The organism is Janthinobacterium goodfellowi (assembly GCF_051380695.1).
Taxonomy (GTDB): Bacteria; Pseudomonadota; Gammaproteobacteria; order Burkholderiales; family Burkholderiaceae_D; genus Janthinobacterium.
Map to the genome: position 1 here is coordinate 430408 of NZ_JBNYXN010000003.1, position 23927 is coordinate 454334.

At 63.4% G+C, this 23927-nt stretch carries 29 protein-coding genes and 1 tRNA gene; 14 read left to right on the forward strand and 16 right to left on the reverse strand.

Annotation, left to right across the window (positions count from 1 at the left end; translation table 11 throughout):
• Positions 1-10: 10 nt before the first annotated feature.
• Both ACQ4WQ_RS14315 and gpmA read right to left on the reverse strand, forming a co-directional pair.
• Complete coding sequence (locus ACQ4WQ_RS14315) at positions 11-1474, reverse strand: murein hydrolase activator EnvC family protein (protein ID WP_436498336.1); 1464 nt, start codon at positions 1472-1474, stop codon at positions 11-13.
• A gap of 76 nt (positions 1475-1550) precedes the next feature.
• Complete coding sequence (gene gpmA / locus ACQ4WQ_RS14320) at positions 1551-2297, reverse strand: 2,3-diphosphoglycerate-dependent phosphoglycerate mutase (protein ID WP_070220895.1); 747 nt, start codon at positions 2295-2297, stop codon at positions 1551-1553.
• A 106-nt stretch (positions 2298-2403) separates the two neighbouring features.
• Here gpmA and ACQ4WQ_RS14325 point away from each other — a divergent pair, with 106 nt between their 5' ends.
• The 5 genes from ACQ4WQ_RS14325 (at position 2404) to ACQ4WQ_RS14345 (ending at position 5409) form a co-directional block, all read left to right on the forward strand.
• Entirely contained in the window at positions 2404-2820 is a 417-nt protein-coding gene (locus ACQ4WQ_RS14325; protein ID WP_046681994.1) for a rhodanese-like domain-containing protein, read from the forward strand.
• A gap of 27 nt (positions 2821-2847) precedes the next feature.
• A complete protein-coding gene (gene grxC, locus ACQ4WQ_RS14330) occupies positions 2848-3114 on the forward strand; it encodes a glutaredoxin 3 (protein WP_070220900.1) in 267 nt (88 codons plus the stop codon).
• Between the two features lie 160 nt (positions 3115-3274).
• Positions 3275-3748 (forward strand): protein-export chaperone SecB, encoded by a 474-nt coding sequence (secB, locus tag ACQ4WQ_RS14335; RefSeq protein WP_034783580.1) that lies wholly within the window; start codon positions 3275-3277, stop codon positions 3746-3748.
• Between the two features lie 84 nt (positions 3749-3832).
• Positions 3833-4294 (forward strand): SH3 domain-containing protein, encoded by a 462-nt coding sequence (locus ACQ4WQ_RS14340; protein ID WP_326457736.1) that lies wholly within the window; start codon positions 3833-3835, stop codon positions 4292-4294.
• A gap of 68 nt (positions 4295-4362) precedes the next feature.
• Complete coding sequence (locus ACQ4WQ_RS14345) at positions 4363-5409, forward strand: NAD(P)H-dependent glycerol-3-phosphate dehydrogenase (RefSeq protein ID WP_436497915.1); 1047 nt, start codon at positions 4363-4365, stop codon at positions 5407-5409.
• 26 nt (positions 5410-5435) lie between these two features.
• Here the strand turns inward: ACQ4WQ_RS14345 and ACQ4WQ_RS14350 are convergent, their stop codons facing one another.
• The 4 genes from ACQ4WQ_RS14350 to mscL are packed head-to-tail and all read right to left on the reverse strand — an operon-like array spanning position 5436 to position 8161.
• Positions 5436-5780: a cupin domain-containing protein gene (locus ACQ4WQ_RS14350; RefSeq protein WP_227742087.1), complete on the reverse strand. Its 345-nt coding sequence runs from the start codon at positions 5778-5780 to the stop codon at positions 5436-5438.
• Between the two features lie 15 nt (positions 5781-5795).
• On the reverse strand, positions 5796-6488 hold the full coding sequence (locus ACQ4WQ_RS14355; protein ID WP_436497917.1) for a DUF2461 domain-containing protein: 693 nt from the start codon (positions 6486-6488) through the stop codon (positions 5796-5798).
• Positions 6489-6509: 21 nt separating this feature from the next.
• The gene (locus tag ACQ4WQ_RS14360) at positions 6510-7670 is read right to left on the reverse strand and encodes a Do family serine endopeptidase (RefSeq protein WP_071650259.1); all 1161 of its coding nucleotides are present in this window, start codon (positions 7668-7670) and stop codon (positions 6510-6512) included.
• Positions 7671-7711: 41 nt separating this feature from the next.
• Positions 7712-8161 (reverse strand): large conductance mechanosensitive channel protein MscL, encoded by a 450-nt coding sequence (mscL, locus tag ACQ4WQ_RS14365; RefSeq protein ID WP_070258531.1) that lies wholly within the window; start codon positions 8159-8161, stop codon positions 7712-7714.
• Positions 8162-8573: 412 nt separating this feature from the next.
• Here mscL and petA point away from each other — a divergent pair, with 412 nt between their 5' ends.
• The 7 genes from petA to ACQ4WQ_RS14400 all read left to right on the forward strand — a co-directional run bounded on the left by petA (position 8574) and on the right by ACQ4WQ_RS14400 (position 13352).
• The gene (gene petA / locus ACQ4WQ_RS14370) at positions 8574-9182 is read left to right on the forward strand and encodes a ubiquinol-cytochrome c reductase iron-sulfur subunit (protein ID WP_034753009.1); all 609 of its coding nucleotides are present in this window, start codon (positions 8574-8576) and stop codon (positions 9180-9182) included.
• A 2-nt stretch (positions 9183-9184) separates the two neighbouring features.
• On the forward strand, positions 9185-10597 hold the full coding sequence (locus ACQ4WQ_RS14375) for a cytochrome b (protein WP_152254124.1): 1413 nt from the start codon (positions 9185-9187) through the stop codon (positions 10595-10597).
• Positions 10598-10633: 36 nt separating this feature from the next.
• Positions 10634-11398 carry a cytochrome c1 gene (locus tag ACQ4WQ_RS14380; protein ID WP_326457741.1) on the forward strand — a complete coding sequence of 255 codons (765 nt, stop codon included), beginning with the start codon at positions 10634-10636 and terminating at the stop codon, positions 11396-11398.
• A gap of 120 nt (positions 11399-11518) precedes the next feature.
• Positions 11519-12130, forward strand: coding sequence for a glutathione S-transferase N-terminal domain-containing protein (locus ACQ4WQ_RS14385; RefSeq protein ID WP_010394154.1), 612 nt, complete (start codon positions 11519-11521; stop codon positions 12128-12130).
• Positions 12131-12366: 236 nt separating this feature from the next.
• Entirely contained in the window at positions 12367-12879 is a 513-nt protein-coding gene (locus tag ACQ4WQ_RS14390) for a ClpXP protease specificity-enhancing factor (RefSeq protein WP_086147887.1), read from the forward strand.
• Positions 12880-12905: 26 nt separating this feature from the next.
• Positions 12906-12981, forward strand: a tRNA-Thr gene (locus ACQ4WQ_RS14395).
• A gap of 164 nt (positions 12982-13145) precedes the next feature.
• Entirely contained in the window at positions 13146-13352 is a 207-nt protein-coding gene (locus ACQ4WQ_RS14400; RefSeq protein WP_034753599.1) for a dodecin, read from the forward strand.
• Positions 13353-13367: 15 nt separating this feature from the next.
• On the opposite strand, the gene ACQ4WQ_RS14405 is transcribed toward ACQ4WQ_RS14400, so the two are convergent.
• The gene (locus ACQ4WQ_RS14405; protein ID WP_436497921.1) at positions 13368-13679 is read right to left on the reverse strand and encodes a hypothetical protein; all 312 of its coding nucleotides are present in this window, start codon (positions 13677-13679) and stop codon (positions 13368-13370) included.
• Between the two features lie 150 nt (positions 13680-13829).
• On the opposite strand from ACQ4WQ_RS14405, the gene ACQ4WQ_RS14410 reads away from it, so the two are divergent.
• Positions 13830-14204: a hypothetical protein gene (locus ACQ4WQ_RS14410; protein WP_436497923.1), complete on the forward strand. Its 375-nt coding sequence runs from the start codon at positions 13830-13832 to the stop codon at positions 14202-14204.
• 211 nt (positions 14205-14415) lie between these two features.
• Positions 14416-15408 (forward strand): EDSAP-1 family PEP-CTERM protein, encoded by a 993-nt coding sequence (locus tag ACQ4WQ_RS14415; RefSeq protein WP_436497925.1) that lies wholly within the window; start codon positions 14416-14418, stop codon positions 15406-15408.
• Positions 15409-15478: 70 nt separating this feature from the next.
• Here the strand turns inward: ACQ4WQ_RS14415 and ACQ4WQ_RS14420 are convergent, their stop codons facing one another.
• Genes ACQ4WQ_RS14420 through ACQ4WQ_RS14460 form a run of 9 tightly spaced genes read right to left on the reverse strand, consistent with a single transcriptional unit; the run spans position 15479 to position 23925 of the window.
• Positions 15479-16555, reverse strand: a complete 1077-nt coding sequence (locus tag ACQ4WQ_RS14420; protein ID WP_436497927.1) for a LytR C-terminal domain-containing protein — start codon at positions 16553-16555, stop codon at positions 15479-15481.
• 11 nt (positions 16556-16566) lie between these two features.
• Positions 16567-17505, reverse strand: coding sequence for a type II secretion system F family protein (locus ACQ4WQ_RS14425; RefSeq protein ID WP_326457746.1), 939 nt, complete (start codon positions 17503-17505; stop codon positions 16567-16569).
• Between the two features lie 15 nt (positions 17506-17520).
• Positions 17521-18498 (reverse strand): type II secretion system F family protein, encoded by a 978-nt coding sequence (locus ACQ4WQ_RS14430; protein ID WP_326458884.1) that lies wholly within the window; start codon positions 18496-18498, stop codon positions 17521-17523.
• Between the two features lie 11 nt (positions 18499-18509).
• Complete coding sequence (locus ACQ4WQ_RS14435; protein ID WP_436497929.1) at positions 18510-19856, reverse strand: TadA family conjugal transfer-associated ATPase; 1347 nt, start codon at positions 19854-19856, stop codon at positions 18510-18512.
• Between the two features lie 50 nt (positions 19857-19906).
• Positions 19907-21076, reverse strand: a complete 1170-nt coding sequence (locus ACQ4WQ_RS14440; protein WP_436497931.1) for a CpaE/TadZ family protein — start codon at positions 21074-21076, stop codon at positions 19907-19909.
• Positions 21077-21131: 55 nt separating this feature from the next.
• Positions 21132-21737 (reverse strand): TadE/TadG family type IV pilus assembly protein, encoded by a 606-nt coding sequence (locus tag ACQ4WQ_RS14445; protein ID WP_436497933.1) that lies wholly within the window; start codon positions 21735-21737, stop codon positions 21132-21134.
• On the reverse strand, positions 21727-22209 hold the full coding sequence (locus tag ACQ4WQ_RS14450) for a TadE/TadG family type IV pilus assembly protein (protein ID WP_326458888.1): 483 nt from the start codon (positions 22207-22209) through the stop codon (positions 21727-21729). Before ACQ4WQ_RS14450 ends, ACQ4WQ_RS14445 begins: the two co-directional genes overlap by 11 nt.
• Positions 22206-23633 carry a pilus assembly protein TadG-related protein gene (locus ACQ4WQ_RS14455; RefSeq protein ID WP_436497935.1) on the reverse strand — a complete coding sequence of 476 codons (1428 nt, stop codon included), beginning with the start codon at positions 23631-23633 and terminating at the stop codon, positions 22206-22208. Before ACQ4WQ_RS14455 ends, ACQ4WQ_RS14450 begins: the two co-directional genes overlap by 4 nt.
• Positions 23623-23925, reverse strand: a complete 303-nt coding sequence (locus ACQ4WQ_RS14460) for a hypothetical protein (protein WP_436497937.1) — start codon at positions 23923-23925, stop codon at positions 23623-23625. The genes ACQ4WQ_RS14455 and ACQ4WQ_RS14460 overlap by 11 nt, the downstream gene beginning before the upstream one ends.
• Positions 23926-23927: the final 2 nt, after the last annotated feature.

Genomic DNA, 23927 nt, shown 5'->3' on the forward strand with positions numbered 1-23927 from the left:
TGGTGGGAACTTAAAACTTCACCCAGGTGGCGGGGTCGAAGGCGCGGCCCTGATGACGCAGTTCAAAGTATAGCCCTGATTCCTCGTTGCCGCCGCTGTTGCCCGCGCTGGCAATGGCGTCGCCGCTCTTGACGGCATCGCCCACGCGTTTCAGCAAGGATTGGTTATTGCCATAAATACTCATGTACTGGCCGCCATGGTCGACGATGATCAAATTGCCGAAACCGCGCAGCCAGTCGGAAAACACCACCCGGCCGCCGGCGATGGCGTGGATCTCGCTGCCTTCGCCCGTGCGGATGAACACGCCCTTCCAGCTGGGGCCGTCACCGCGCTTGCTGCCGAAGCGGGCGGCGATCTTGCCCGCCACGGGCGCGCGCAGTTGCCCTTTCATGCTGGCAAAGGCGCCGGCCGGCGCGGCCGGGCCCAGGCTTGGGCGTTCCGGCTCCGGTTCCGGCTTCGGCTCGGGCTTGGGTGCCACCTTGGCCACTTGCGGCGGCTCGTCGTCATCGATCGGTTCCAGCTTCACGGGCGGCGGTGGCGGCGTCTGCGGCTTGATCTTGCCCGATTTGTTTTGTTGCTCTTTCGCAATGCGTTCGCGTTCGGCCTGCGCCTGGGCGGCCTTGGCGCGCGCGGCCAGCAGGCGTTCGCGTTTTTCCGCGGCGATCTTGGCGTCGGCGGCCGCTTTCGCGGCGGCGCGCTGCTCGGCCAGCAATTGCTGACGTTTCTTTTCGGCCGCGGCGGCAGCAGCCTGCTCTTCGATCAGTTTCGCCAGCTTGTCGACCAGGTTGCCCATGCGCTGTTCGTCGCGCTCGACATTGCCCACTTCCTTGCGCTGCGCCACCAGGCGCTGCGACAAACTCGTCAGCAAGGCGGCGCGGCGCGCCTTCTCCTGCACCAGCAAGGCCTTCTGGTCGCGCTCTTCCTGCGCGATTTCTTCCAGCTCATCCTTGGCGTTCTGCACGTCCGCCTGGTTTTTCTCCACGGCCAGCAAGTTGGCGCGCAAGGCTTCCAGCAGGCGCGCCTGCGCCTGCGACACATAGGCCATCAATTGCAAGTCGCGGTTGATGCGGTTCGGGTTGTCGCCCGACAAGAGCAGCTTGATGCGGTCTTCGTTACCGGCGACATATTGTTCACGCAGCAACTTCGACAGCTGCGTCTTTTGTTTCTCGACGGTGGCCGTCAACTGCTGGTGCTCTTGCCCCAGCGCATTGAGTTTCAGGCCCGTCTCGCTTTGTTCCTGCGCCAGGTCGCGCAAGGCGCGGTTGGCGTTGGAAATGGCCTCTTCCGACTCGGCCAGGGTATCGGCCGCGTCATCCTTGGCGCTTTCCGTGCGGCTGATGTCGCGCTTGAGCGCCGTCAGCTTTTGTTGCAATCCAGCACGTTGTGCTTCCGCGGCCGCTTTCTGCTTGCTGCGTTCGGTGGGCTTGGCACCCTGTGCGGCACCGCTCGACAAGAGCAGCGCTGCGCACAGCATGGCGCCGGCGCGCCACGCCGGCAGGGGTCGTTCAGCAGAGGGGGCGATCGCTGTGCCGCGGAAGAAAGACAACAAGTTACTTGGCCTTCCCTTGGTTCGCCACGGCAGCTTGCGCTGCCGCAATCGCTGCCGGGTCGCCCAGGTAGTAATGACGGATCGGTTTCAGGTCGGCGTCCAGTTCATACACGAGCGGCTGGCCGTTCGGGATGTTCAGGCCGACGATGTCGCTGTCGCTGATGCCATCGAGCATCTTGATCAGCGCGCGCAGGCTGTTGCCGTGGGCCGAAATGATGATCTTCTTGCCGGCGCGGATGGCCGGGGCGATTTCCTCATCCCAGGCCGGCATCACGCGCGCCACGGTGTCCTTCAGGCATTCGGTCAGCGGAATCGACGCTTTCGGCAAGCCGGCATAGCGCGGATCGTTGTACGAGGCGCGGTCGTCATTCGCTTCCAGCGGCGGCGGCGGCGTGTCGTAGCTGCGGCGCCAGACCAACACTTGCTCGTCGCCATACTTGGCGGCCGTCTCGCCCTTGTCCAGGCCTTGCAGGGCGCCGTAGTGGCGCTCGTTCAAGCGCCAGTCGTTCTTGATCGGCAAATACATCATGTCCATCTCGTCGAGGGCCAGCCACAGGGTGCGGATGGCGCGCTTCAGGACGGAAGTGTAGGCCACGTCGAACGTAAACCCTTCCTGCTTGAGGATCTGGCCGGCGGCCTTGGCTTCGTTGACACCCTTTTCCGTCAGATCGACGTCGGTCCAGCCGGTGAAGCGGTTATCGAGATTCCAGGTGGACTCGCCGTGACGCATGAAAACGATTTTGTACATAGTTCTATCTTCTCAAGGGGTTCAAATCAAAAAAGCAAAACGTAAAAAGACCTCGTCCAGCTTCTATTTTATAATGCGCGGATTGACTTAAACCATTGGACCCTACGTGAAATTCATTATCGACCACATTTTTCTGTTTGCCATCGTCATTATTTCCGGCGGCGCCCTCCTCTGGCCACTGCTGTCGATGCGCGGCAAGCGCGCGACCGTGCTGGAAGTCACGCAACTGATCAACCGTGGCAAGACCATCATCGTCGACGTACGCAGCGCGGAAGAATTCGCCACGGGCCACTTGCCTGACGCAAAAAATATTCCGCTGCCGGAACTGGCAAAACGTCTGGGCGAGCTGGAAAAATTCAAAACGCGCCCCATTGTAGTGGTTTGCCAGAAAGGTTCGCGTTCGGCAACCGCCGTCGGCCTGCTGGGCAAAGCCGGTTTCGCTGAGGCAACAAGCCTGGAAGGCGGCCTCGACGAATGGAAAAAGCAGGGTTTGCCATTAAAAACCCTGTCGCTGGCGAAGTAAGCCGGCATTTAACTAGAAGGAATCATCATGACCGTCCCCGTAATTGTGTATAGCACCGCCGTGTGCCCGTATTGCGTGCGCGCCGAGCGCCTGTTGGAAGCCAAGGGCGTCGCCGTGCAAAAGATCCGCGTCGACCTCGACCCGGAAGAGCGCATCAAGATGATGGAACGCACGGGCCGCCGCACGGTGCCGCAAATCTATGTGGGCGATACCCACGTGGGCGGATTCGACGATTTGTATGCGCTCGATCAAGCTGGCAAGCTCGACCCCTTGTTAAACGGCACGGCAGCCTGATATAAAGCGGGTTCGAGAAATTGCTTGGTTTTTTGTCGTATTGTTTTGATACAATTGCCCTCGCACCTGATCTGGCCGCGCCTACCCGGCGCGGTTTGAATACCGCAAGCACCATATTTGAACGGTGTGCCGTTCTTGTCCCTTACAACGAAAGCGTTCCATGTCTGACGAAAATCTGCAACCAGTCTTCCAAATCCAACGCGTCTACCTGAAAGACATGTCGCTGGAACAACCAAATTCCCCAGCTATTTTCCTGGAACAAGAAGCACCAGCGATCGAAGTCGCTCTGGACGTGGGCGCTGCGCCTCTGGCCGACGGCATCTTCGAAGCCACCGTGACCATCACCGTGACGGCCAAGGTCGGCGAAAAAGTCGCTTTCCTGGTTGAAGGCAAGCAAGCCGGTATCTTCGAAGCACGCAACATTCCTGCCGATCAACTCGATCCGCTGCTGGGAATCGGCTGCCCGAACATCATCTACCCTTACCTGCGCGCCAACATCGCCGACGTGATCACCCGTGCCGGCTTCCCGCCAGTGCACCTGGCCGAGATCAACTTCGAAGTGTTCTACCAACAACGTCTGCAAGCTATTGCTGACGCCGCTGCAGCAGCACCAGCAGCCAGCGAAACGCACTAAGCTCTTGCAAGACCCCGCCGGCCGTCCAGGCTGGCCTGACACGGCGGCCTGGCCGCCGTGTTTCGTTAAGGTTCAAAAAATATCATGTTGAAAAGTGCGCTCTTGAGCAAGTTCCGTTGGATGGCCGGCGCCGTGCTGCTGCTGGCCACCGCCGCCAGTCACGCCGTCGATTTCAAGACGGTGGGAGCAAACCCCGTCATCCTGTACGACGCGCCGTCCAGCAAGGGCGGCAAGCTGTACGTGGCGCCACGCGGCATGCCGCTGGAAGTCGTGCTCAGCTACGGCGAATGGGTCAAGGTGCGCGACGCCAGCGGCGAAATGGCCTGGACGGAAGCCAAGGGCCTGTCGGCCAAGCGCAACGTCGTGGCGCGCGCCGCGAACCTCAAGGTCCGCGCCAGCCCCGACGACAACGCCTCCGCCATCATCCTCGTCGACAAGGGCGTGCTGCTGGAAATGAGCGAGCAACCGAGCTCCGGCTGGCTCAAGGTGCGCCACAAGGATGGCCAGAGCGGCTACGTCAAGACCAGCGAAGTGTGGGGGCTGTAAGCACCGCCAGACTCACCCGGGCAACGGCCAGCCGCGCCGTGCCCCTCCCCCTGCCAGACTGAGGTTGCATGCAAGTTTCCCCTGAAAACACTCCCGATACCGCCGCCAAGGCCGCCCCGCGCCGCATTACCGTGCTGGGCGCCGGCGCCTGGGGCACGGCCGTGGCCATGGCCCTGGCCGGCCGCCACGACGTGCTGCTGTGGGGCCGCAATGGCGAAGCCATGGCCGCCATGGCCGCCAGCGGCGAAAACAGTTATTTACCGGGCTTCCCTTTGCCGCCGCAACTGCGTATCGGCGCCGACTTCGACGCGGCCGTCGCGCATGCCGGCGGCGAGCACGGCCTCCTGATCGCCGCCTGCCCCGTGGCGGGCTTGCGCCCCATGCTGCACCAGCTGAAAGACAAGGCCATCCCGAACCTGGTGTGGCTGTGCAAGGGGTTTGAAGGCGGCACGGGCCTGCTGCCGCACCAGATCGTGCAGGAAGTGCTGGGCGACAATATCCCCGGCGGCGCCCTGTCCGGCCCCTCGTTTGCGCAGGAAGTGGCGCGCGGCTTGCCGTGCGCGCTGACCATCGCTTCGCACAGCGCGCCATTGCGCGGCGCCGTCGTCTCGGCCTTGCATGGCGGCACCATCCGCGTGTATGCGAGCGAAGACCTGGTGGGCGTGGAAGTGGGCGGCGCCGTCAAGAACGTGCTGGCCATTGCCACCGGCGTGGCAGACGGCCTGGGCCTGGGCTTGAATGCGCGCGCCGCGCTGATCACGCGTGGCCTGGCGGAAATCACGCGCCTGGGCACGGCCCTGGGTGGCCAGACGGAAACGTTCATGGGCTTGACGGGCATGGGCGACTTGATTCTCACCTGCACGGGCGACCTGTCGCGCAACCGCCGGGTCGGCCTGGGCTTGGCGCAAGGCAAGGCGCTGGGCACCATCGTGGCCGAACTCGGTCACGTGGCCGAAGGCGTACCGTGCGCCAAGGCCGTGCGCGAACTGGCGCGCCGCATGGGCGTCGACATGCCGATCACCAATGCGGTGGCCGGCGTGCTGTTCGATGGGGATTTGCCGCACGTGATGGTGCAGCAGCTGCTGTCGCGCGATCCGCGCGCCGAGGCGGCCTAAGGCGGCCAGCCCCCGCCAGGGCAAACCTAGCGCCCCGCCTTGTGCATGAGTATGGTGAGCAGCAATAAACTGTCTTCGCGCGCTTCCAGGGCGTGCGCCTGGCCGCCGAGCAGGTACAGCATCTGCCCCGGACCCAGCAGGTGCTCGCCGCCATGCGCCGTCACCGCCACCTGCCCTTGCAGGCACAGCAAGGTGATTTCACCGAGCACATGATGCTCGGGCATGGTCTTGCCCTTGGGCATGCACATGCGAATCAATTCCAGTTCGTCCGTCCTGGCCAGCGCGATGGCGGAAAACTGCGACAGGTCGTCGCCATCCCTGCGCAGCACCTCGATCACCTGTCCTGAACTTGCGTGCTCCAGTGCCATCATGTGCTCCTTCGGCAGTTACTCGCTGACTTCCTCCGGCTCTTTCGCGCCGCGCATCCACTCGACCAGCGGCCACGCATCCTTCAAGCCTTCCGCCAGGGTCGGCAGCAGTTTCTCGGGTTCATTGACGGGCAGCGGCACTTCGGTCCAGACAAAAAAGCTCTTCAGCTTGATGAATTCGATATGTTCGGCATCCGCCTCGAAACCCTTGGGCGGGCGCTGCAGCTTGCCCTCGTTCTGGATGGTGCCGAAACGGGCCTTCAAACGCTTATTCTTCAGCACTTTGGAAAAACCTGGCGCGTCGTTGACCATGTGCTCGCGCAGCGCCTTCAGGCGGCCCGGCGGCGGCATGTATTCGCCGGCGCCGAACAGCAGATTGCCCTGGCCATCGATCTGCAGGTAATACGTGGGACCGCCCGCCTTGCTGGGACGGCGCATGTCGTTCGGCGCGATGGCGGCCGAAAAACGCGTTTTATACGGGCTCTTGTCGTGCGCGAAACGCACGTCGCGGTTGATGCGGAACAAGGCCTTCTTCGGATTGCAGTATTTCACGGCCGGATCGAACTTGCCCAGCTCGCCGATCAGCGACGTCACCAGCGCGAGGAATTCCTCGCGCAGGATGTCGTAGCGGGGCTTGTTCATGACAAACCAGGGACGGTTGTTGTTGTCGCTCAGTTCACGTAAAAATTGGGTCAAATCACGCACATGCATGTGTCAAATTCCGATCAGCAACTATTTGGAAAGCTCTTTCGGGATGGGGCGCTTGCCCACCATCACGTCGAGTGCCGCTTCGCGATTCTTGCGCAGCACCGTCATTTTAGCTTTTTCGCCGGGCGGCAGTTGGGCGATCAGGTTGAGCATTTCCGTCGTGTCGCCGACGGGCTTGCCTTGCACCGTCAGCAGGATATCGCCGGGCACGATGCCCGCCTTGTCGGCCGGGCCGTTGCGCACCACGCCGGCGATGATGGCGCCGCTGGTGCGCTGCAAGTTAAAACTTTGCGCCAGCTCGGGCGTGATGTCCTGGGTTTCCACGCCGATCCAGCCGCGCACCACGTGGCCATCCTTGATGATGGCTTCCATCACCGTCTTGGCCGTCGAGACGGGAATGGCGAAGCCGATGCCGACGGAGCCGCCGCTTTGCGAATAAATCGCCGTATTGATGCCGATCAGATTGCCGCGCGTATCGACCAGGGCGCCGCCCGAATTGCCGAAGTTGATGGCCGCATCCGTCTGGATGAAGTTTTCAAAGCTGTTGATGTGCAGGTTGTTGCGGCCCAGGGCGGAGATGATGCCCATGGTCACCGTCTGGCCCACGCCGAACGGGTTGCCGATGGCCAGCACCACGTCGCCCACGCGCGCCAGTTCCGACTGGCCCAGCACGATGACGGGCAGCTTGTCGAGGTTGATCTTGATGACGGCCAGGTCCGTTTCCGGGTCCAGGCCCACCACCTTGGCGGGCGCCTTGCGACCATCGGTCAGCACCACTTCGATTTCATCGGCGCCTTCGACCACATGGTTGTTGGTCAGCACATAGCCTTCATGGCTGACAATGACGCCCGAGCCGAGGCTGTTTTTCAAGTCTTCGTCATCCTCGCCGTCCGGGTCGCGGTCGCCGAAGAAACGTTTAAAGAAGGGATCGCGCGCCAGCGGATGGGCGCCGCGCTTGGGCACTTGCAGGGTGAGGATGTTGACGACGGCGGGCATGGCGCGCGCCGCCGCGTCGCGGTAGGAACCGGGCGCCAGACTGCTCGACGCCGTTTCCACCACGGGCACCGGCTTGGCGGGAGAGCCCAGCTGCTGTACCCGGCTGGCCGGGCGCAGCGCGCCGTACACAAAGTACAGCGCCAACGCGATCGTCACGGTTTGCGCAAACAATAACCAGAATCGTCGCATACAGTTCTCTGCCCATGTCAGCCGGCCGGTGCCGGAACGGCTTATTTTGCCAGATTGTTGCTGTTGCGTGCGTTCTGCTGCAGGGAGTCGCGGATTTCGCGCAGCAGCACGATGTCTTCCGGCGTGGCCGGTGCCGGGGCCGGCGCGACCGGTTCGCTGCGGCGGGCCTTGTTCATCAGACGCACCATCTGGAAGATGATAAAGGCGAGAATGACGAAATTGAGCAAGATGGTCAGGAAGTTACCGTAGGCCAGCACAGCGCCCGCCTTTTTCGCTTCCACCAGGGTCATCGTCGTGGCTTGCCCATTCAGGGGCAGGTAGTAATTGGCGAAATCGAGGCCGCCGAAAATGCGGCCGATGGGCGGCATGATCACGTCTTGCACCAGGGAATCGACAATCTTGCCGAAGGCGCCACCGATAATGACACCGACCGCCAGATCGACGACGTTGCCTTTCATTGCAAATTCTTTAAATTCTTTCATCATTGCCATGAATTTCTCCTTCGGATATGTATAAAAAACATGCCGATCATACTATTGATTCCCAGTGCCACCAACTTGTGGTTGCCGGCAGGACCAATTCGTGCACAGCTGAGCGCATCTAGTTCGAAAGAACTAGCCACCTCCTGCAAAAGTATATAAATTATGGTACAAGCAACGTTTTTGTTTTATTCGTTGTTTGCTTCACTTATAATTTGCGGTTGCCAGAAGTGGCTTTTTCACTTCCGGATAATCAACAAGAAACTGGCACGGGCTGCGCCATTGACCGAAGTTCCGCAGGGATGTTGCCACTTTACCGTACAAAGATGCGGGTTGCGGCAATCGGTGGGAAAGAGCTTCGGCGACGGTTTTTCGCGGCTGCCACTCATAATAAAGATTCGCATTTTGACTGATTGGGGTTTGCATGAGTAACGAAAAGCAGGTCGATTCAGGCCGTCGCGGCTTGCTCGTCGCCACGTGCGCGGCGGGCAGTGTAGTTGGATTGGCAACCGCGGGAGCCTTGGTAAGCACCTTCCAGCCGTCGGAGCGCGCGAAAGCGGCTGGCGCGCCGGTCGAAGTAGACATCACCACCTTGCAACCCGGCGAAATGCGCACCGTCGAATGGCGCGGCAAGCCGGTCTGGATCCTGAAGCGCACGCCGGAAATGATCGCGTCCCTGAAAAAGACCGACGGCAAAGTCGCCGATGCCAATTCCCAGCGCAACCCCGCCGAATTCACGCCAGAGTACTGCATGAACGAAGCGCGCTCGATCAAGCCTGAAATTCTCGTCGCCGTCGGCATCTGCACCCACCTGGGCTGTTCCCCTTCCTCGAAATTTGCCCCCGGCCCGCAACCGTCGCTGCCCGATGACTGGGAAGGCGGCTTCCTCTGCCCTTGCCACGGCTCCACCTTCGACATGGCAGGCCGCGTGTTCAAGAACAAGCCGGCACCGGACAACCTGCAAGTGCCGCGCCATATGTACCTGAGCGACACCAAATTGCTGATAGGTAAAGACGAGAAAGGCGAGGCTTGATCATGGCTGCTTTCAAAGAAACGAAATTCCCGGCAGACGCTCCCGTCGCCGAAAAAGCGCTGGGCTGGGTCGATGACCGCTTTCCCCTGACCAAGCTGTGGAACGACCAATGGGGCAAGTACTACGCCCCGAAAAATTTCAACTTCTGGTACATCTTCGGCTCGCTGGCCATGCTGGTGCTGGTCTTGCAGATCGTCACCGGCATCTTCCTGACCATGCACTACAAACCGGATGCGGCCCTGGCCTTCAATTCCGTCGAGTACATCATGCGCGAAGTGCCGTGGGGCTGGCTGGTGCGCTACATGCACTCGACGGGCGCCTCCGCCTTCTTCATCATCGTCTACCTGCACATGACGCGCGGCCTGCTGTATGGCTCGTACCGCAAGCCACGTGAACTGATCTGGCTGTTCGGTTTCGCCATCTTCCTGTGCCTGATGGCCGAAGCGTTCTTCGGCTACCTGCTGCCATGGGGCCAGATGTCGTACTGGGGCGCGCAAGTGATCGTCAACCTGTTCGGCGCCATCCCGTTCATCGGCCCTGACCTGTCGCTGTGGATCCGCGGCGACTATGTGGTGTCCGACGCGACCCTGAACCGCTTCTTCGCCTTCCACGTGATCGCCATCCCGCTGGTACTGCTGGGTTTGGTTGCAGCGCACTTGATCGCCCTGCATGAAGTCGGTTCGAGCAACCCGGACGGCATCGAAGTGAAAGAAAACCTGGGCGCCGATGGCCACCCCGTCGATTCGATTCCTTCGCATCCCTACTACACCGTGCATGACCTGTTCGGCGTCTCGATCTTCCTCGTCATTTTCAGCGCCGTCGTCTTCTTCGCGCCGGAAATGGGCGGTTACTTCCTGGAATACAACAATTTCCTGCCCGGCGATTCGCTGAAGACCCCGCTGCACATCGCGCCAACCTGGTACTTCACGCCGTTCTACTCGGTGCTGCGTGCCACCACGGCCGACTTCATGTACGTGCTGATGGGTGTCGTGGCCGCCTACGTGGTGTTCATCTGGCTCAAGTCGCGCCTGTCGACGACGGTCAAGTCCATCATCGCCGGCATTGCCATCGTCGCCATCATCGGCATGCTGCCGCAGGTGCTCGATGCGAAATTCTGGGGCGTGGTGTTCTTCGGCGGTTCCGTCGTGATCCTGGCGTTCCTGCCATGGCTCGACCATTCGCCCGTGAAATCGATCCGCTACCGTCCGACCTGGCACAAATACATCTATGCCATCTTCGGCCTGTCGTTCCTGATCCTCGGCTACCTCGGGACCCAGGCGCCAACGGATACGAAAACCATCGTGTCGCAAGTGTGCACCCTGATTTACTTCAGCTTCTTCCTGCTGATGCCATGGTGGAGTGCCATGGGCAAGTTCAAGACCGTGCCGTCGCGTGTGACGTTTCACCCGCACTAAGCCGCTCTCACGCCACGCTCAAAGGACATACATCATATGAAGATTGCAAAAAAACTGCTCGCCATCCTGGCCTTCGTGCCTGCCATGGCTCTCGCCAGCGAAGGCGGCTTTCCGCTGGACAAGGCACCTGACCGCCAGACGAACATGGCAGCGCTGCAACATGGCGCCAAATTGTTCGTCAATTATTGCTTGAATTGCCACGCCGCCGTGTCGATGCGCTACAACCGCCTGCGCGACCTGGGCTTGACGGAAGACCAGATCAAGAAGAATCTGTTGTTCTCCGGCGATAAAGTCGGCGACCTGATGACGACTTCCCTGGCACCGCAGGACGCCAAGGCCTTCTTTGGCGTCGTACCGCCCGATTTGTCGGTAATTTCGCGCGCGAAATCATCTTCCGCTGGCACAGGCGGCGACTACCTGTATACTTACCTGCGTACGTTCTATAAAGACGACACTCGTCCGACCGGCTGGAACAACATGGTCGTGCCGAATGTTGCCATGCCGCATGTATTATGGGAATTGCAAGGTGTCCAGACTGCCAAGTTCGTGGAAGAGAATGATCCGCACGAAGCTGGCAAGAAGATCCACAAATTTGCCGGCTTCGAGCAGGTCAAGCCAGGTACGTTGAACAAGATCGAGTACGACAATGCGGTAGCCGACCTGGTCGGCTACATGGAGTGGATGGCCGAACCGGCACAGCAGACACGCAAGCGCCTGGGCGTTTGGGTACTGCTGTTCCTGTCGGTCTTTGCTCTGCTGGCATGGCGCCTTAACGCGTCGTTCTGGAAGGAAGTCAAATAAGTGAGGCGCCGGCCATAGGCCGGTTTATGCCTGTTTCTGCGTTGTCCGCATGAGTGGACAAGCGACCTGGGGTGAGCCGTTCGCGGCTTCACCCCCTTTGTTTCTAAGGAACTATAAAAAATGATGGTTCTCTATTCGGGTACAACCTGCCCATTTTCGCAACGCTGCCGCCTGGTCCTGTTTGAAAAAGGCATGGACTTCGAAGTGCGCGACGTCGACCTGTTCAACAAACCGGAAGACATCTCGACCATGAATCCGTATGGCCAGGTGCCTATCCTGGTCGAACGCGAACTGATCCTGTATGAATCGAACATCATCAACGAGTACATCGATGAGCGCTTCCCGCATCCGCAACTGATGCCGGCCGATCCGCTGATGCGTGCCCGCGCGCGCCTGATGCTGTTCAATTTCGAAAAAGAACTGTTCGTGCACGTGCACGTGCTGGAAAGCGAACGCGCCAAGAGCAACGACAAGGCCCACGACAAGGCACGCGCGGAAATCCGCGACCGCCTGACGACCCTGGCGCCACTGTTCCTGAAAAACAAGTACATGCTGGGCGACGAATTCTCGATGCTCGACGTGGCTGTCGCGCCGCTGCTGTGGCGCCTGGACCATTACGGCATCGAACTGTCGAAGACGGCTGCACCGCTGATGAAATACGCCGAACGCATCTTCTCGCGTCCTGCCTACATCGAAGCGCTGACGCCATCCGAGAAAGTCATGCGCCGCTAAAAGATATCCCCATAAAGCTGCTGCGCAGCCCGCTCTCGACTTGGCGTTACTCGCCGTACGCATGTACGGCTGCGTTACTCAAGCCGATATCGGGCTTGCTCGCGACGCTTTCTGGGGCATCTTGGGCCAACTGTATTCTTTGTTCTTTTATCGAATGAGTTGTCCCATCGTTTCATTGAATTACCGGTGCGCCCGCCATTTGTTGCCGGCGGCGCTCCCGCCTCACAGTGCCTATCATGTCTGAAATCTCAACCAAACCTTATATGCTGCGCGCCATCTACGAGTGGTGCACCGACAGCGGCTACACGCCTTATCTCGCGGTCAAAGTCGATTCGCGCACCACGGTACCGATGGAATACGTGAAAAAGGGCGAAATCGTGCTCAACATCAGCTTCGGCGCCACCAGCGGCCTGAAGATGGACAACGACGCCATCCGCTTCCACGCCCGCTTCGGCGGCGTCTCGCGCGAAATCTACGTGCCGGTCGACAACGTGATGGCCATCTACGCCAACGAAAACGGCCAGGGCATGGCCTTCGAGCCCGTGCTGGGCAACGATGACCCGGACGCGCAACCGACGGACAGCCCCGCCTCGGCCGACGTCCCGCCGCCCGTGCTCGCCCCCGCCAGCAGCGCTCCGACCCTGTCGTCCGTACCGGCCAGCTCCCCCGAACAACGCGACAACGCCACGCCCGGCGACGACGAGCCACCAAAAAAAGGCGGCCGCCCGACCCTGACACGCATTAAATAGCGTATAATTCGCAACGCGCAGTTTTTGCCGACTTAGCTCATTTGGTAGAGCAGTTGATTTGTAATCATCAGGTGGCCAGTTCGAAACCGGCAGTCGGCACCAGAATATCAAGGGCTTACAGAGATGTAAGCCCTTTTTTCTTTTTCCCGCTTGCGTGACGCATTGCTGCGCCGCGCAATGACTATCAGCACGTTTAGGCGCAAGATGAGCACGTGCCTGCGCAAAGCAGGCTCCCGATGTCTGGCTTGCCTACCTGGGGAAATATCATGTCCGCACACACTTACAAGCTGATCGAACTGGTGGGAACGTCGACCGAGAGCAGCGATCAGGCGATACGCGATGCCATTGCCAAGGCGGCGCTGACGGTCAAGCACATGGACTGGTATGAAGTGACGGAATCGCGCGGCCATATCGTCGATGGCAAGGTGGCGCACTTCCAGGTCACGCTGAAGGTCGGCTTCCGGCTCGAATAAGTTCAGACGGCGCGTTCAGCGCCGTCCAGGCACGCCCCGGCTCTCCAGCCACTCCCGGCCGCCGGCTTCCAGCGCGGTCTCGATCACCTTGTCCGGCAAGCTGTAGACGGTCGCCCAGCTGGCACGGCCGTCCTGCGTGTTCGCGGGAAAGCTGTGCGTCTCGATGGGCCAGTGGTATTTGCGTTTCAGCGCTTTCACGATGGCGGCCAGCGAGACGCGGCCTTGCAGCGGCTCGGCGCCGGACTGGTCGCGGTTCGACAGCAGCACGGCCAGGACCTGGCCGCGGCCCGTGCGCGCGCCGGGGAAGGTGGGGGTTTTGTTTGCCATGGCCTATTTTACCGGGCGAGGTGCGATGTGCCGCACCTTTGATCTGGCGCAAGCGCCGCAGCGGCGTTGCGGCCACGATGACCATTTCGCCAGGCGTGCCAGCACCCCTCCTGCAGCCTGGGCTTGATACAGGGGGTACAGGAGAACATCATGCACAGCCTGAACATCCACGCCATGCAATGGCAGCCCGTCGCCGATATTTCCGCCGTCGATCCGCTGCGGCCCGACGACCTGGCCTGCTTTCGCGAACTGCGCGACGTGCTGCAGCGCTATGGCGCGCTCGACCGCTTCGGCATTTCCCTGATCCACCGCCATTTCGACATCGCCGACGACGAAGAGCTGATGGAGTATACGGATGTCGAACACCGAACGCTGACGGTGAAACCTGTCAAGAAAAGCGACATCGACTGGCAGCACACGACGATTACCAACTGGAAACTGACGGAAGGCGAGGAAGTGGCGCGCATCGGTTGCGGCTGCGCGCGCAATTCGGGCGGCCACCTGGGCTATCACCGAGGCACCTGAGGCTGGCCGATACCGCCCGCCAGGCGGCGTCGGCCTTTCTTACACTTTGCCATTTCCAGCTCAGCTCGCTTTGCGCAAGTGTTTGATTCGATGTGATTTTTTTGTGTGGCACGCAAGCTGCTTATCACTGTCTACGAAATGAATCCAGGCAAGTCATTCTGGATTCTCTGTCCCCCGGATTTTCCGAGACTGACTACGATAAGAGGCTGCGATGAACGTCGATCACACACGAAACAAGACCTTGGGCTGGCTGGGTGCGCTGGCGGCGGCCAGCCTGCTGGCCAGCGGCCAGGCGCAGGCCGGCGCGTACGGCTTGGCCGTCAACGAATTGAACAATTTCCGCATCACCACCAGTGCCGGCACGCTGTCGCTGGCCGGCGCCAACCGCAACGCCAGCGACAGCGCCTTCTTCGAGGGCGGCGTGGCCGTCAATCCGCGCGCCGTCAATACGGGCCCGGCCGCCAATGCCGACGTGCTGCAAGTGTGTTCGGGCGGCGGCTGCAGCGGCTTGCCGCAAAACCACTACGCACCGAGTCCCAGTGCCACCCTGGAATTCGCGCGCGGCGATGCGCATGCCTTCGGCAATATGCTCAATGGCGGCGCCACCGTGCGCGCCGTGGCCGAAGCACAGCGCAACTCGATCGGCGCCGCCACGGCCACGGCCGGCGACACCCTCACCGGCTCCGTCAACCTGACGCTGTCGAGCGCCGGCTTCATCACCTTCAGCTTCATGGGACGGCGCGACCTGCGCACCAACGTGACGACCATGGGCGACAAGTCGAGCGTGTCGATCATGGATATTTTCAATATCTCATGCAATACCGCCAGCCCCGTCGGCTGCCTGTCGAATGCGAATGCCGATGGCGTGATCTTCCAGTTCGCGCCCGATGGCAATGCCAGCAATGGCAGCGACATCAACGGCAACCATACGGTCGGCAGCCTCGATCCGTTCAGCCTGAACATGACGAGCGGCACCAACGACCCGGCCACCGGGCGCACCTTCACGAATGACTTCGCGATGTTTTCCCTGACCTCGAATTTCGCCCTGCCCGCCGGCAGCTACACCCTGAATTTTTCCAAGTCCACGCGCACCGATATCGTCGTCATCGATCCGCCGCTGGCGGTACCGGAACCGGGCACGCTGTTCCTGTTGGGCACGGGACTGGCCGGCCTCGCCTTTACGCGCCGCCGCCGGCAGCAATAAACACCGGCACGTGAAAAACACGCGGCGCCCGCCAAGGCGCCGCGTGTTTTTTTATGCCCGCCGATGCGTGTTAGCCGAGCCGTGCCAGCGCCCGGCGGGCCAGCTGCAATTGCTGCAGATAATAGCGGTGCAACATGGCCGGGTCGCTCAGGTCGCGCCCCAGTACCAGGCGCAGCTCGCTGGCAGGGCAGTCGGCGGCCTGGATCTGCACCTGGGTCTGCACCTGCGTTCCCAGCTGGCGGGCCAGCTGGCGCGCCGCCTGCTCCTGCGCGGGCCGGTATTCGACGCGCGTGCGCGCCACCTGGAAGCTGCCTGCATTGGCCAGGCGCACCACCTGCACGGGCGTGCCGGCCAGGCTGCGCGCCAGCGCGGCGGCCAGGCCAGGCACGCCGTTGCCGTTCACGATTTCCAGGCGCGGATGCGGCGCGCCGGCCACGGGCACAGGCGCCGCAGGCAGCACAGGGCCAACGGGCAGGCTGCGCACCGCCGCTGGCACGCGCCGCAGCTGGGCCATGCCATCGCTCTGCGTGATCTCCACGCGCGCCATGGCGGGCGCATCCGGTACCGGCTCCGGCACCACCTTCGGCGCCGCCTCGCCACGCACGACGGCCATGTCGCGCCGCACATCGTGTTCCTGCAAGCTGGCCGCCTGGTGCCGCATGACGGCCGCGCGCTCGTGCTGTCCCAGCCGTTCCAGTACTTGCGCCAGGTGCTGCCAGGCCAGCGCATTGAGCGGATCGAGCAGGCACGCCTGTTCCAGCGCAGTCAACGCTTGCGCATCGCGGCCGCTTAAATAATAGGCATGGCCGAGATTGCTGAACAGATAGGCCTGCTGCGGCTGCGGCGTGCCCGTTTCCTGCGTCAGCGCCTGCCACTGGGCGATGGCGGCAGCGTGCTCGCCGCGCTGCGCGTGCAGCACGGCCAGGCCGTTGCGCGCGTTCACGTGGCGCGGCGCATGGCGCAGCGCTTGCTCATAGGCCGCTTGCGCCGCAGGCAGGTCGCCCCGTTCGAAATGCTGGCGTCCCGCCGCATAGGCGGCATCGGCGTCAGGCCACTGCGGCCCCGGTGCATGGGCCAGCTGCGTGGTACAGGCGGCCAGTCCCAGGCAGGCGCAGGCGGCGGCCAGGCGGGAAAGCGTCAAGCGCATGGTGACTCCTTTCAGCGGCTGGCCATGGCCGGCACGAGCACGCGATAGACTTCGATCACGGCCGGCCCCATGAGCACCAGCATCAGGGTGGGAAAGACGCAAAAGATCAGCGGGAACAGCAGTTTTAACGCGATCTTCGCTGCCGCCTCCTCGGCCAGCAGGCTGCGCTTGCCGCGCAGGTTTTCCGAATGCACGCGCAGCGAATCGCCCATGCTGGTGCCGAAGCGTTCCGATTGAATCAGCATGGCGACCAGGGTGTCGACGTCTTCCACGCCGCTGCGCAGGGCCAGGTTGCGCAGTGCCTTTTCCTTGGAAAAGCCGGCGCGCATTTCCATCAGCACCAGTTGCAATTCCTGCGCCAGCACCACGCTCTTGATGTGGATTTCGCCCGACACCTTCACCAGCGCGCGCTCCAGGCTCAGGCCCGCTTCCACGCAGACGGTCAGCAAGTCGAGCGCATCGGGGATGTTTTCAAAGATGTCGCGCTGGCGCCGCTTGGCCGTGCCGGCCAGCACCAGGTTGGGCAGGTAATAGCCGACGGTGGCGCTGACGCACAGCAGCAGCAACAGCACGCTGCGCAGCTGCGCCGCCATGGCGCTGGCCGCATACAAGCCCAGCACGGTGGGAAACAGCAGGGCCAGCACGGTTTTCGCGGCAAAGTACAGGGCCGGCGCGCTCGCCTGGCGCCAGCCCGCGTTCATGAAGCGCGTGCGCAGCGGCGAGCGCTCCCAGCCCTCTTCCGGCAGCGACAGCTTGCTGAACGGCTGCGCCACGCGCACCACGCGCTCCACCCAGCCAGTATCGGCCACCGCCTCGCTGGCGGCCGGCGCCATGGTGCCGAACAGGCGCTGGCGCAAGGTGCCGGGAAAGAAGATCAGCCACGCCAGCAGGGCCAGCGCCACCACCACGGCAAAGACGATCAACAGGAACAGCAGTTGCGGGCCAGTCATGGCATTTTCTCCACGTTAGATACGGATGCGGATCACATTGCGCATCCAGACGACGCCCAGCGCCACCATGCCGGCCGCGTACCACAGCAGTTTGATGCCGCTGGGATCCGTCCACAGCAGGCGGATGTATTGCGGATTGACCAGCGCCATGACGCCGATCATCACCACCGGCATCAGGCCCAGCACCCAGGCCGACATGCGCCCCTCGGCCGACAGCACGCGCACCTGGCCCAGCAGTTTTAGCCGGGCGCGGATGATGCGCGCGATACTGACCAGCACCTCAGCCAGATTGCCGCCCGATTCGCGCTGCACCAGCACGGCGATGACGAGGTAGCGCAAGTCCGTCAGCGGAATGCGCGCAGCCAGGTTTTGCAGCGCCTCGTTCATCGGCACGCCGTAATTGATCTCTTCGTGCGCCATCTTGAATTCGCCGCTGATCGGCTCATTGAGTTCATCGCCCACCATCTGCAGCACATTCGAAAACGAGTGTCCGGCGCGCAGCGCGCGGGCCAGGAAATCGGCCGCTTCCGGCAGTTGCGCCTCGATCTTTTTCAGCCGCGCCGCACGTGCGCGCAGCACCAACAGGCACGGTGCGCTCACGGCGACGGACAGCAGCAGCAAGGCGCCGGGCAAGGGCATGGACCAGGCCAGTAACAGCAGCAAGGCCGCCAGCAGCAGGGCGCCGCTGCCGCCCAGGAATTGCGCCACCGACCAGGACAAACCCGATTGCAGCAGCAGCCGGTCCAGCCGCGCCGCCTGCGGCAGGCGCCGCAGCAAGCGCTCCAGGCCGGGCGAACGCGCATAGCGGCGCTGCTTGAGGATGGACACCCGCTCGCCGCCGCCCTCGCCGCGCGCCGCCATCAGCCGCAAGCGCCGGTTGATGCGCCGCGCCGCGCTGCCATGCGTGCCCGACCACCACAGCCAGGCGCCTTCCACCATCAGGATGCAGGCGGCGAACAGCAGCACGGCAAAGCCGTAGAAGACCAGGTCCATGATGCGTCCTTCTATTCGTAGATGCGGTCGGGGTCGAACACGCTGTCCGGGACTGGCGCACCAAACATGCGCAGGCGTTCCGTGAAACGGGGCCGCACGCCCGTGGCGCAGAAATGTCCCTGTACCTTGCCGTCGGCATCGACGCCCGTCTGCTCGAAGCGAAAGATTTCATGCATGGCGATGATGTCGCCTTCCATGCCCGTCACCTCCTGCAGGCTGACCAGCTTGCGCCCGCCGTCGGTCAGGCGCGACACCTGCATCACCACCGTCACGGCCGAGCAGATCTGCTGGCGCGTGGCGCGCGGTGTCAGGTTCACATTGGCCATGCCGACCATGTTTTCCAGCCGCGCCAGCGCGTCGCGCGCCGTGTTCGAGTGGATGGTCGCCAGCGATCCCTCATGGCCCGTGTTCATCGCCTGCAGCATGTCGAGCGCCTCGGCGCCGCGCACCTCGCCCAGGATGATGCGGTCAGGCCGCATGCGCAGCGCATTGCGCACCAGCGCCCGCTGTGACACTTCCCCCTTGCCCTCGATGTTCGGCGGGCGCGTTTCCAGGCGCACCACGTGCGGCTGGCGCAGCGCCAGTTCGGCCGCATCCTCGATGGTGACGATGCGCTCGCTGCCGGGAATGAAGCCGGACAGCACGTTGAGCAGGGTCGTCTTGCCGCTGCCCGTGCCGCCCGAGATCAGGATGTTGACCTTGGCCTGCCCCAGCGCCTGCAGCACCTGCACCATGGGCGGCGTCAGGCTTTTATAGTCGAGCAGGTTGGCGATCGTCAGCGGCTGCACGGCAAAGCGCCGGATCGACAGGATCGGCCCATCGACGGCCAGCGGCGGGATGATGGCATTCACGCGCGAACCGTCCGGCAGACGCGCGTCGACCATCGGGCTCGATTCGTCGACGCGCCGCCCCACGCGCGAGACGATCTTTTCGATGATCTTCATCAGGTGCGCATTGTCGTGAAAGGTCACGTCCGTCAGCTGCAGCCGCCCGCCCCGCTCCACATACACCTTGTCGCAGGTGTTGACGAGGATATCGGACACGCTGGCATCGGCCAGCAGGGGTTCGAGCGGGCCAAAGCCCAGCATCTCGTGCTGGATGTCGAGCACCAGGCTATGCCGCTCATGCTGGTTCAGCACGATGCGCTCTTCCTCGATCACGCGCTGCACCAGCAGCGCCAGCTCGTGCTTGAACTGCTCCGCCGTCAGGCGTTTCAGCCGTTCCAGGTCGATACGGTCGAGTATCGTCTGGTGCATGGTTTTTTTCAGTTCCTGGTAGGCGTGCAGCGCCAGCGCGCCTTGTCCATTGCTGGCGGGGCGCACCGTTTCATTTGACGCCAGGCGTTCGCGTAAAGTCATCTCGGCTCCCATGATGGCTCCCGGCGGGAGCCTTGACATATGTTTCTGTCCTAAGCTTCGCTGCGGCTGAACAGGCGGTCGAACAGGCCGCGGCTTTCCGTCACGCGGCGCGCCGTCACCAGTTCCACCAGTTCGGCCAGGCTGCGCGCCACCGCGCTGGTGCGCGACAGCTGCAGCAGCGGGATGCCCTGGTTGACGGAATCGGTGGCGGCGATGTAATCGTTGGGCACCGTGTGCACCACTTCCGCGCCCAGCGCCTGCTCCAGGTCCGCCAGGCGCAGGCGCCCGCCCTTTTCATACCGGTTGACGATCAGGCGCAGGCGCTCGCCCGGATAGCCGAGCGAGCGGAAAATGTCGAGCAGGCGCCGGCCGTCGCGGATGTCGGGCAGGGCCAGCTGCAGCACCGGATAGATGGCGTCGGCGTTGTCGAGCGCGCGCAGCGACAGCGCATCGATCTGGCGTCCCACGTCGAGCACGATGTAGTCGTAGTGCTGGCGCGCCACGGCCAGGATGCGGTCCATGTGCTCGGGCTGCATGTCGACCTTGTGCGCCGGGTCGTCGGCCGCCGCCAGCACGCCGAAGTTCGGCGTCACGTGCACCAGGCACGAAGCGAGGAAGGCGCCGTCCATGCGCGCGATCTGCGCGCAGATATCGGACAGGGTCATCGCCGGCTTCTGGTCCGAGACATACAGGGTGGCGTCGCCGAACTGGCCGTGCAGGTCGATCAGCAGCACCTTGCAGCCGGCCAGGCTGGCCAGCGCGTAGGAAAAATTCGTCGATAGAAAAGTGGCGCCGCTGCCGCCCTTGCACGAGATGAAGGCGAGTACTTTACCGTCGCGCATCTGTGTCACGCCGGCCTGGATATCGACCCGGTCCATCGCTTCATGGAAGGCCTTGTGCACCAGCGGCAGCTGCAGCACTTCGCGCATGCCGGCACGCATGGCGCGGATCAGGACATCCTGCTGCTGTCCCCGCGTGAGCAGCATCAGCACGGCCAGCGGATACTGGCGCGCCAGGCGCTCAAGCAGGTCGGCCTCGTCGGCGTCGATGCCGCTGGCGTCGACGATCACCAGCTCCGGCGCTTCGGGCAGCATGCGCTCGACGGCGTCGCGCAGGCCGCTGCGCCGTTCCAGCAGGCGCAGCACGGGCATGCGCGCCGCCCCCTGCGCGGCAATTTCATCGTGCAAGCTGGCGTCGCGGCTAATCATCAAGGCTTTCATCGCACTTCCTCGCTTCTTTCAGGTCTACACAGTCGGTTGCGCCGCCAGGTGGCACTCAGGGACAAAAACCGGGATTGTCCGGATAGCCCAGCGACTCGGCCACCGCCATGGTGGCGCCGCTGGGCAGGCGCACGGCACCTGCTCCGGAGGGAAACATCACGCCCAGCAACGGCAGGATGGGCCGGTACGGCACGCTCTCGCAGCGCCCGCCATCGCCGGGCACGCACAGGCGCGCGCGCACGAAACGGATGCAGCTGGCGCCGTTCGGATCGTTCAGGCAATTGATGCGGTTACGCTGCGGGCAAGCGGGCATCACCGTCACCGGCACCGCCGCCAGCGCGGCGCCGCCGGCCTGCGACAGATAATCGATGCGCACGTACGCGTCGCTGATGCCGCCGCCGAGCGGCAGCACGCCCGGCGCGGCGCGCAGCACGGCGTGCGTGCGCACGGCCTGCAGCGCAGCCGCATTGCTGAAATCGGTGACGGCGGCAGCGCGCGCGGCGCGCCGGGTGATCTCATGCACCATGTTCCATAAATACACGGCGCGCGCCACTTCCAGCAGGGCAAACAGGAACAGAAAGAACAACAGCGCCAGCATGGCGAACTCGACAGCAAAGACGCCGCCCTGGCGCTGCCGCTGGGGATGCAGGTTAATTAACATAGCGCAATGTCGCGTTGGCACGCAGCGGGATCGGCGCCAGCTGCGGCAGCCATTTGCGCGTCAGCTCGGGCAGGATATCGACGGGCATGTCCACGGACACCTTGATGCGCACCTGCAGCGGCGCCGTCGGATAGTTGCCGCAGCTATAAAAGTCATCGTTATAGATGCAATCCACATTGACTTTCCCGGTGCTCATGCCTGGCCAGGATTCCAGCATCGCCTGGCGCACCATCTGCCGGGCGAACACGGCGCCCTGCTCCGCCGCATCGGCATTGGCCATCTGCGGCAGCGGCATGGTGGCCAGGTAGCGCGCCGCATCGTGCGCGCTTTTTTGCAGGGCCGTGTACGCCAGCAGCGCGCGGCCGAACAGCAGCACGAAGGGCAACAGGCCCATAAAGAACAGCATGATCAGCGCCAGCTCGATGGCGGCGATGCCGTCCTGGCGGCGCGGCGCGCGGCAGCCCGGCTTCATTGCAGCAACTCCGCGGGGCCCACCAGCGTGCCCTCGTCCACCAGGCCGTCAAATTCGGCGCTCAGCATGCCGTTGCTGGCCGGCGCCGTCATGAAGAAGCGGCCGATGCCCCGCACCTGCGCCAGCACGTCGCTGCCGGCCGGCAGCGGACAAGCCAGCAAGGGAATATGCAGCAGGCGCCGCTGCGCCACGCCCGTGTTGCCGGTCGGCGCCGTCTGGTAAGCCAGCGTCTGGTAGGGCGGCGTGGATGGATAGCCGGACTTGGCGGCAGGCGCGGCCGGGCTAGCCGGATACAGCTTGGGCCAGTCGCTGGTGGCAAACGGCACGTAGCCGCCCGCCGGCTTCACACTGCTGTACTTGACCGCCTTGGCAAACGACCACAGCGGTCCATAACCGCCGACCGCGGGCGGTGTCGCGTTCGACACCGGATCGGCCACGGACAGCAGCGGATTGCCGGTGCTCAGGGCGCTTGGCGCGTCAGGCGTGTTCGTCATCCACCAGTTCACCGCCGTATTCGGATAGCTGCGGATATTCGTGTCGGGCGGCGCCGTGACGGCATGGCAGCCGCTGCCCGCATGCTGGTTGAAGCGCGCGTTGAAGGCGGGCCACAAGGTGGCGGGAAACGGCCGGTGCACGTGCACCTGGGCGCTGCCGATGCGCGAGTACAGCACGCTGCCGCTGCACACAAACGGCAAGACGCTGGACTCGTCGACCTGCTGCGACGGTCCCACCACGCCCGGCTGGCCCAGTGGATTGAGCACGAAATGTTCCGCCGACGGGCCGTTCGGATTCAGTTTCAACAGGTTATACGCCACGCCGCGGCGAAAGCCATATTCGAGCAGCTCGACGGCCGGCAGCAGCGCCGCATTCGTGCGCGGACTGGCCGCGCTGGCCGACAACGCGCAGACGGCCAGCGGCATCAGCTGCAAGCTGGTCCGCCCCGCCACGGCGCGCGCGCCGGTGTCCAGGGTGCGCAAGGCCGGCGACCAGGCGCCCAGGAACGCCGTCGTCACCCGTCCCAGCGACGGTGCATTGGCCTGCGTATCGACGCGCACGAACAGCGCCGTGGCGGGGTCAGGCACGCTGCCCGCCGCATGCCACGCGCTGGCGGGCGCATCGGGCACGCTGGCGAAGCGGATGCTGGCGTCCGACAGGACGGCGCCCTGCATGCGGCGCCGCCACGCGCTCTTGTCGGACGCACTGTGCTTGGCTTTGTCCACGGCAGCGGCCAGGCCCTCGGGCGTACCCACCAGTTCCGCGGCCGCCGCCAGCGCCGCGTTGTCGGCCAGGTTCTGCAATTCCGTCTTGCGGCCGATGATCTGCCCCACGTCGAGCGCCAGGCCGATAAAGCCCAGCACCAGGATGAGCAGGATGGAAAAGGCGATCAGCATCGCCCCGCGCTGGCGCCGGCGGCTATTTGCCATTGCCGCCTCCCAGCATGAATTGCACGGGCTGCGGGACTTGGCCGTTCGGTTCGACGAACGAGGCGCGGTAGCGCTGCATGACGGCGTGCGCACTGGGGCCGTCGAGCCCGTCGACCGGCGTGCGATTGCCCGCGCTGGCCGGGTCACGTACCTGCTGCGCCATGGCCAGGCGCACGGCGTCGCCGAAGCGCGGGTCCAGCTGCGGCGTGCTGCTGTGCGCGCAGGCGGACAGCTGCATGGCCAGCAGCAGCGCGGCCAGGCGCCGCAGCGGTATCAGGAGCGAGTTCGGCATGG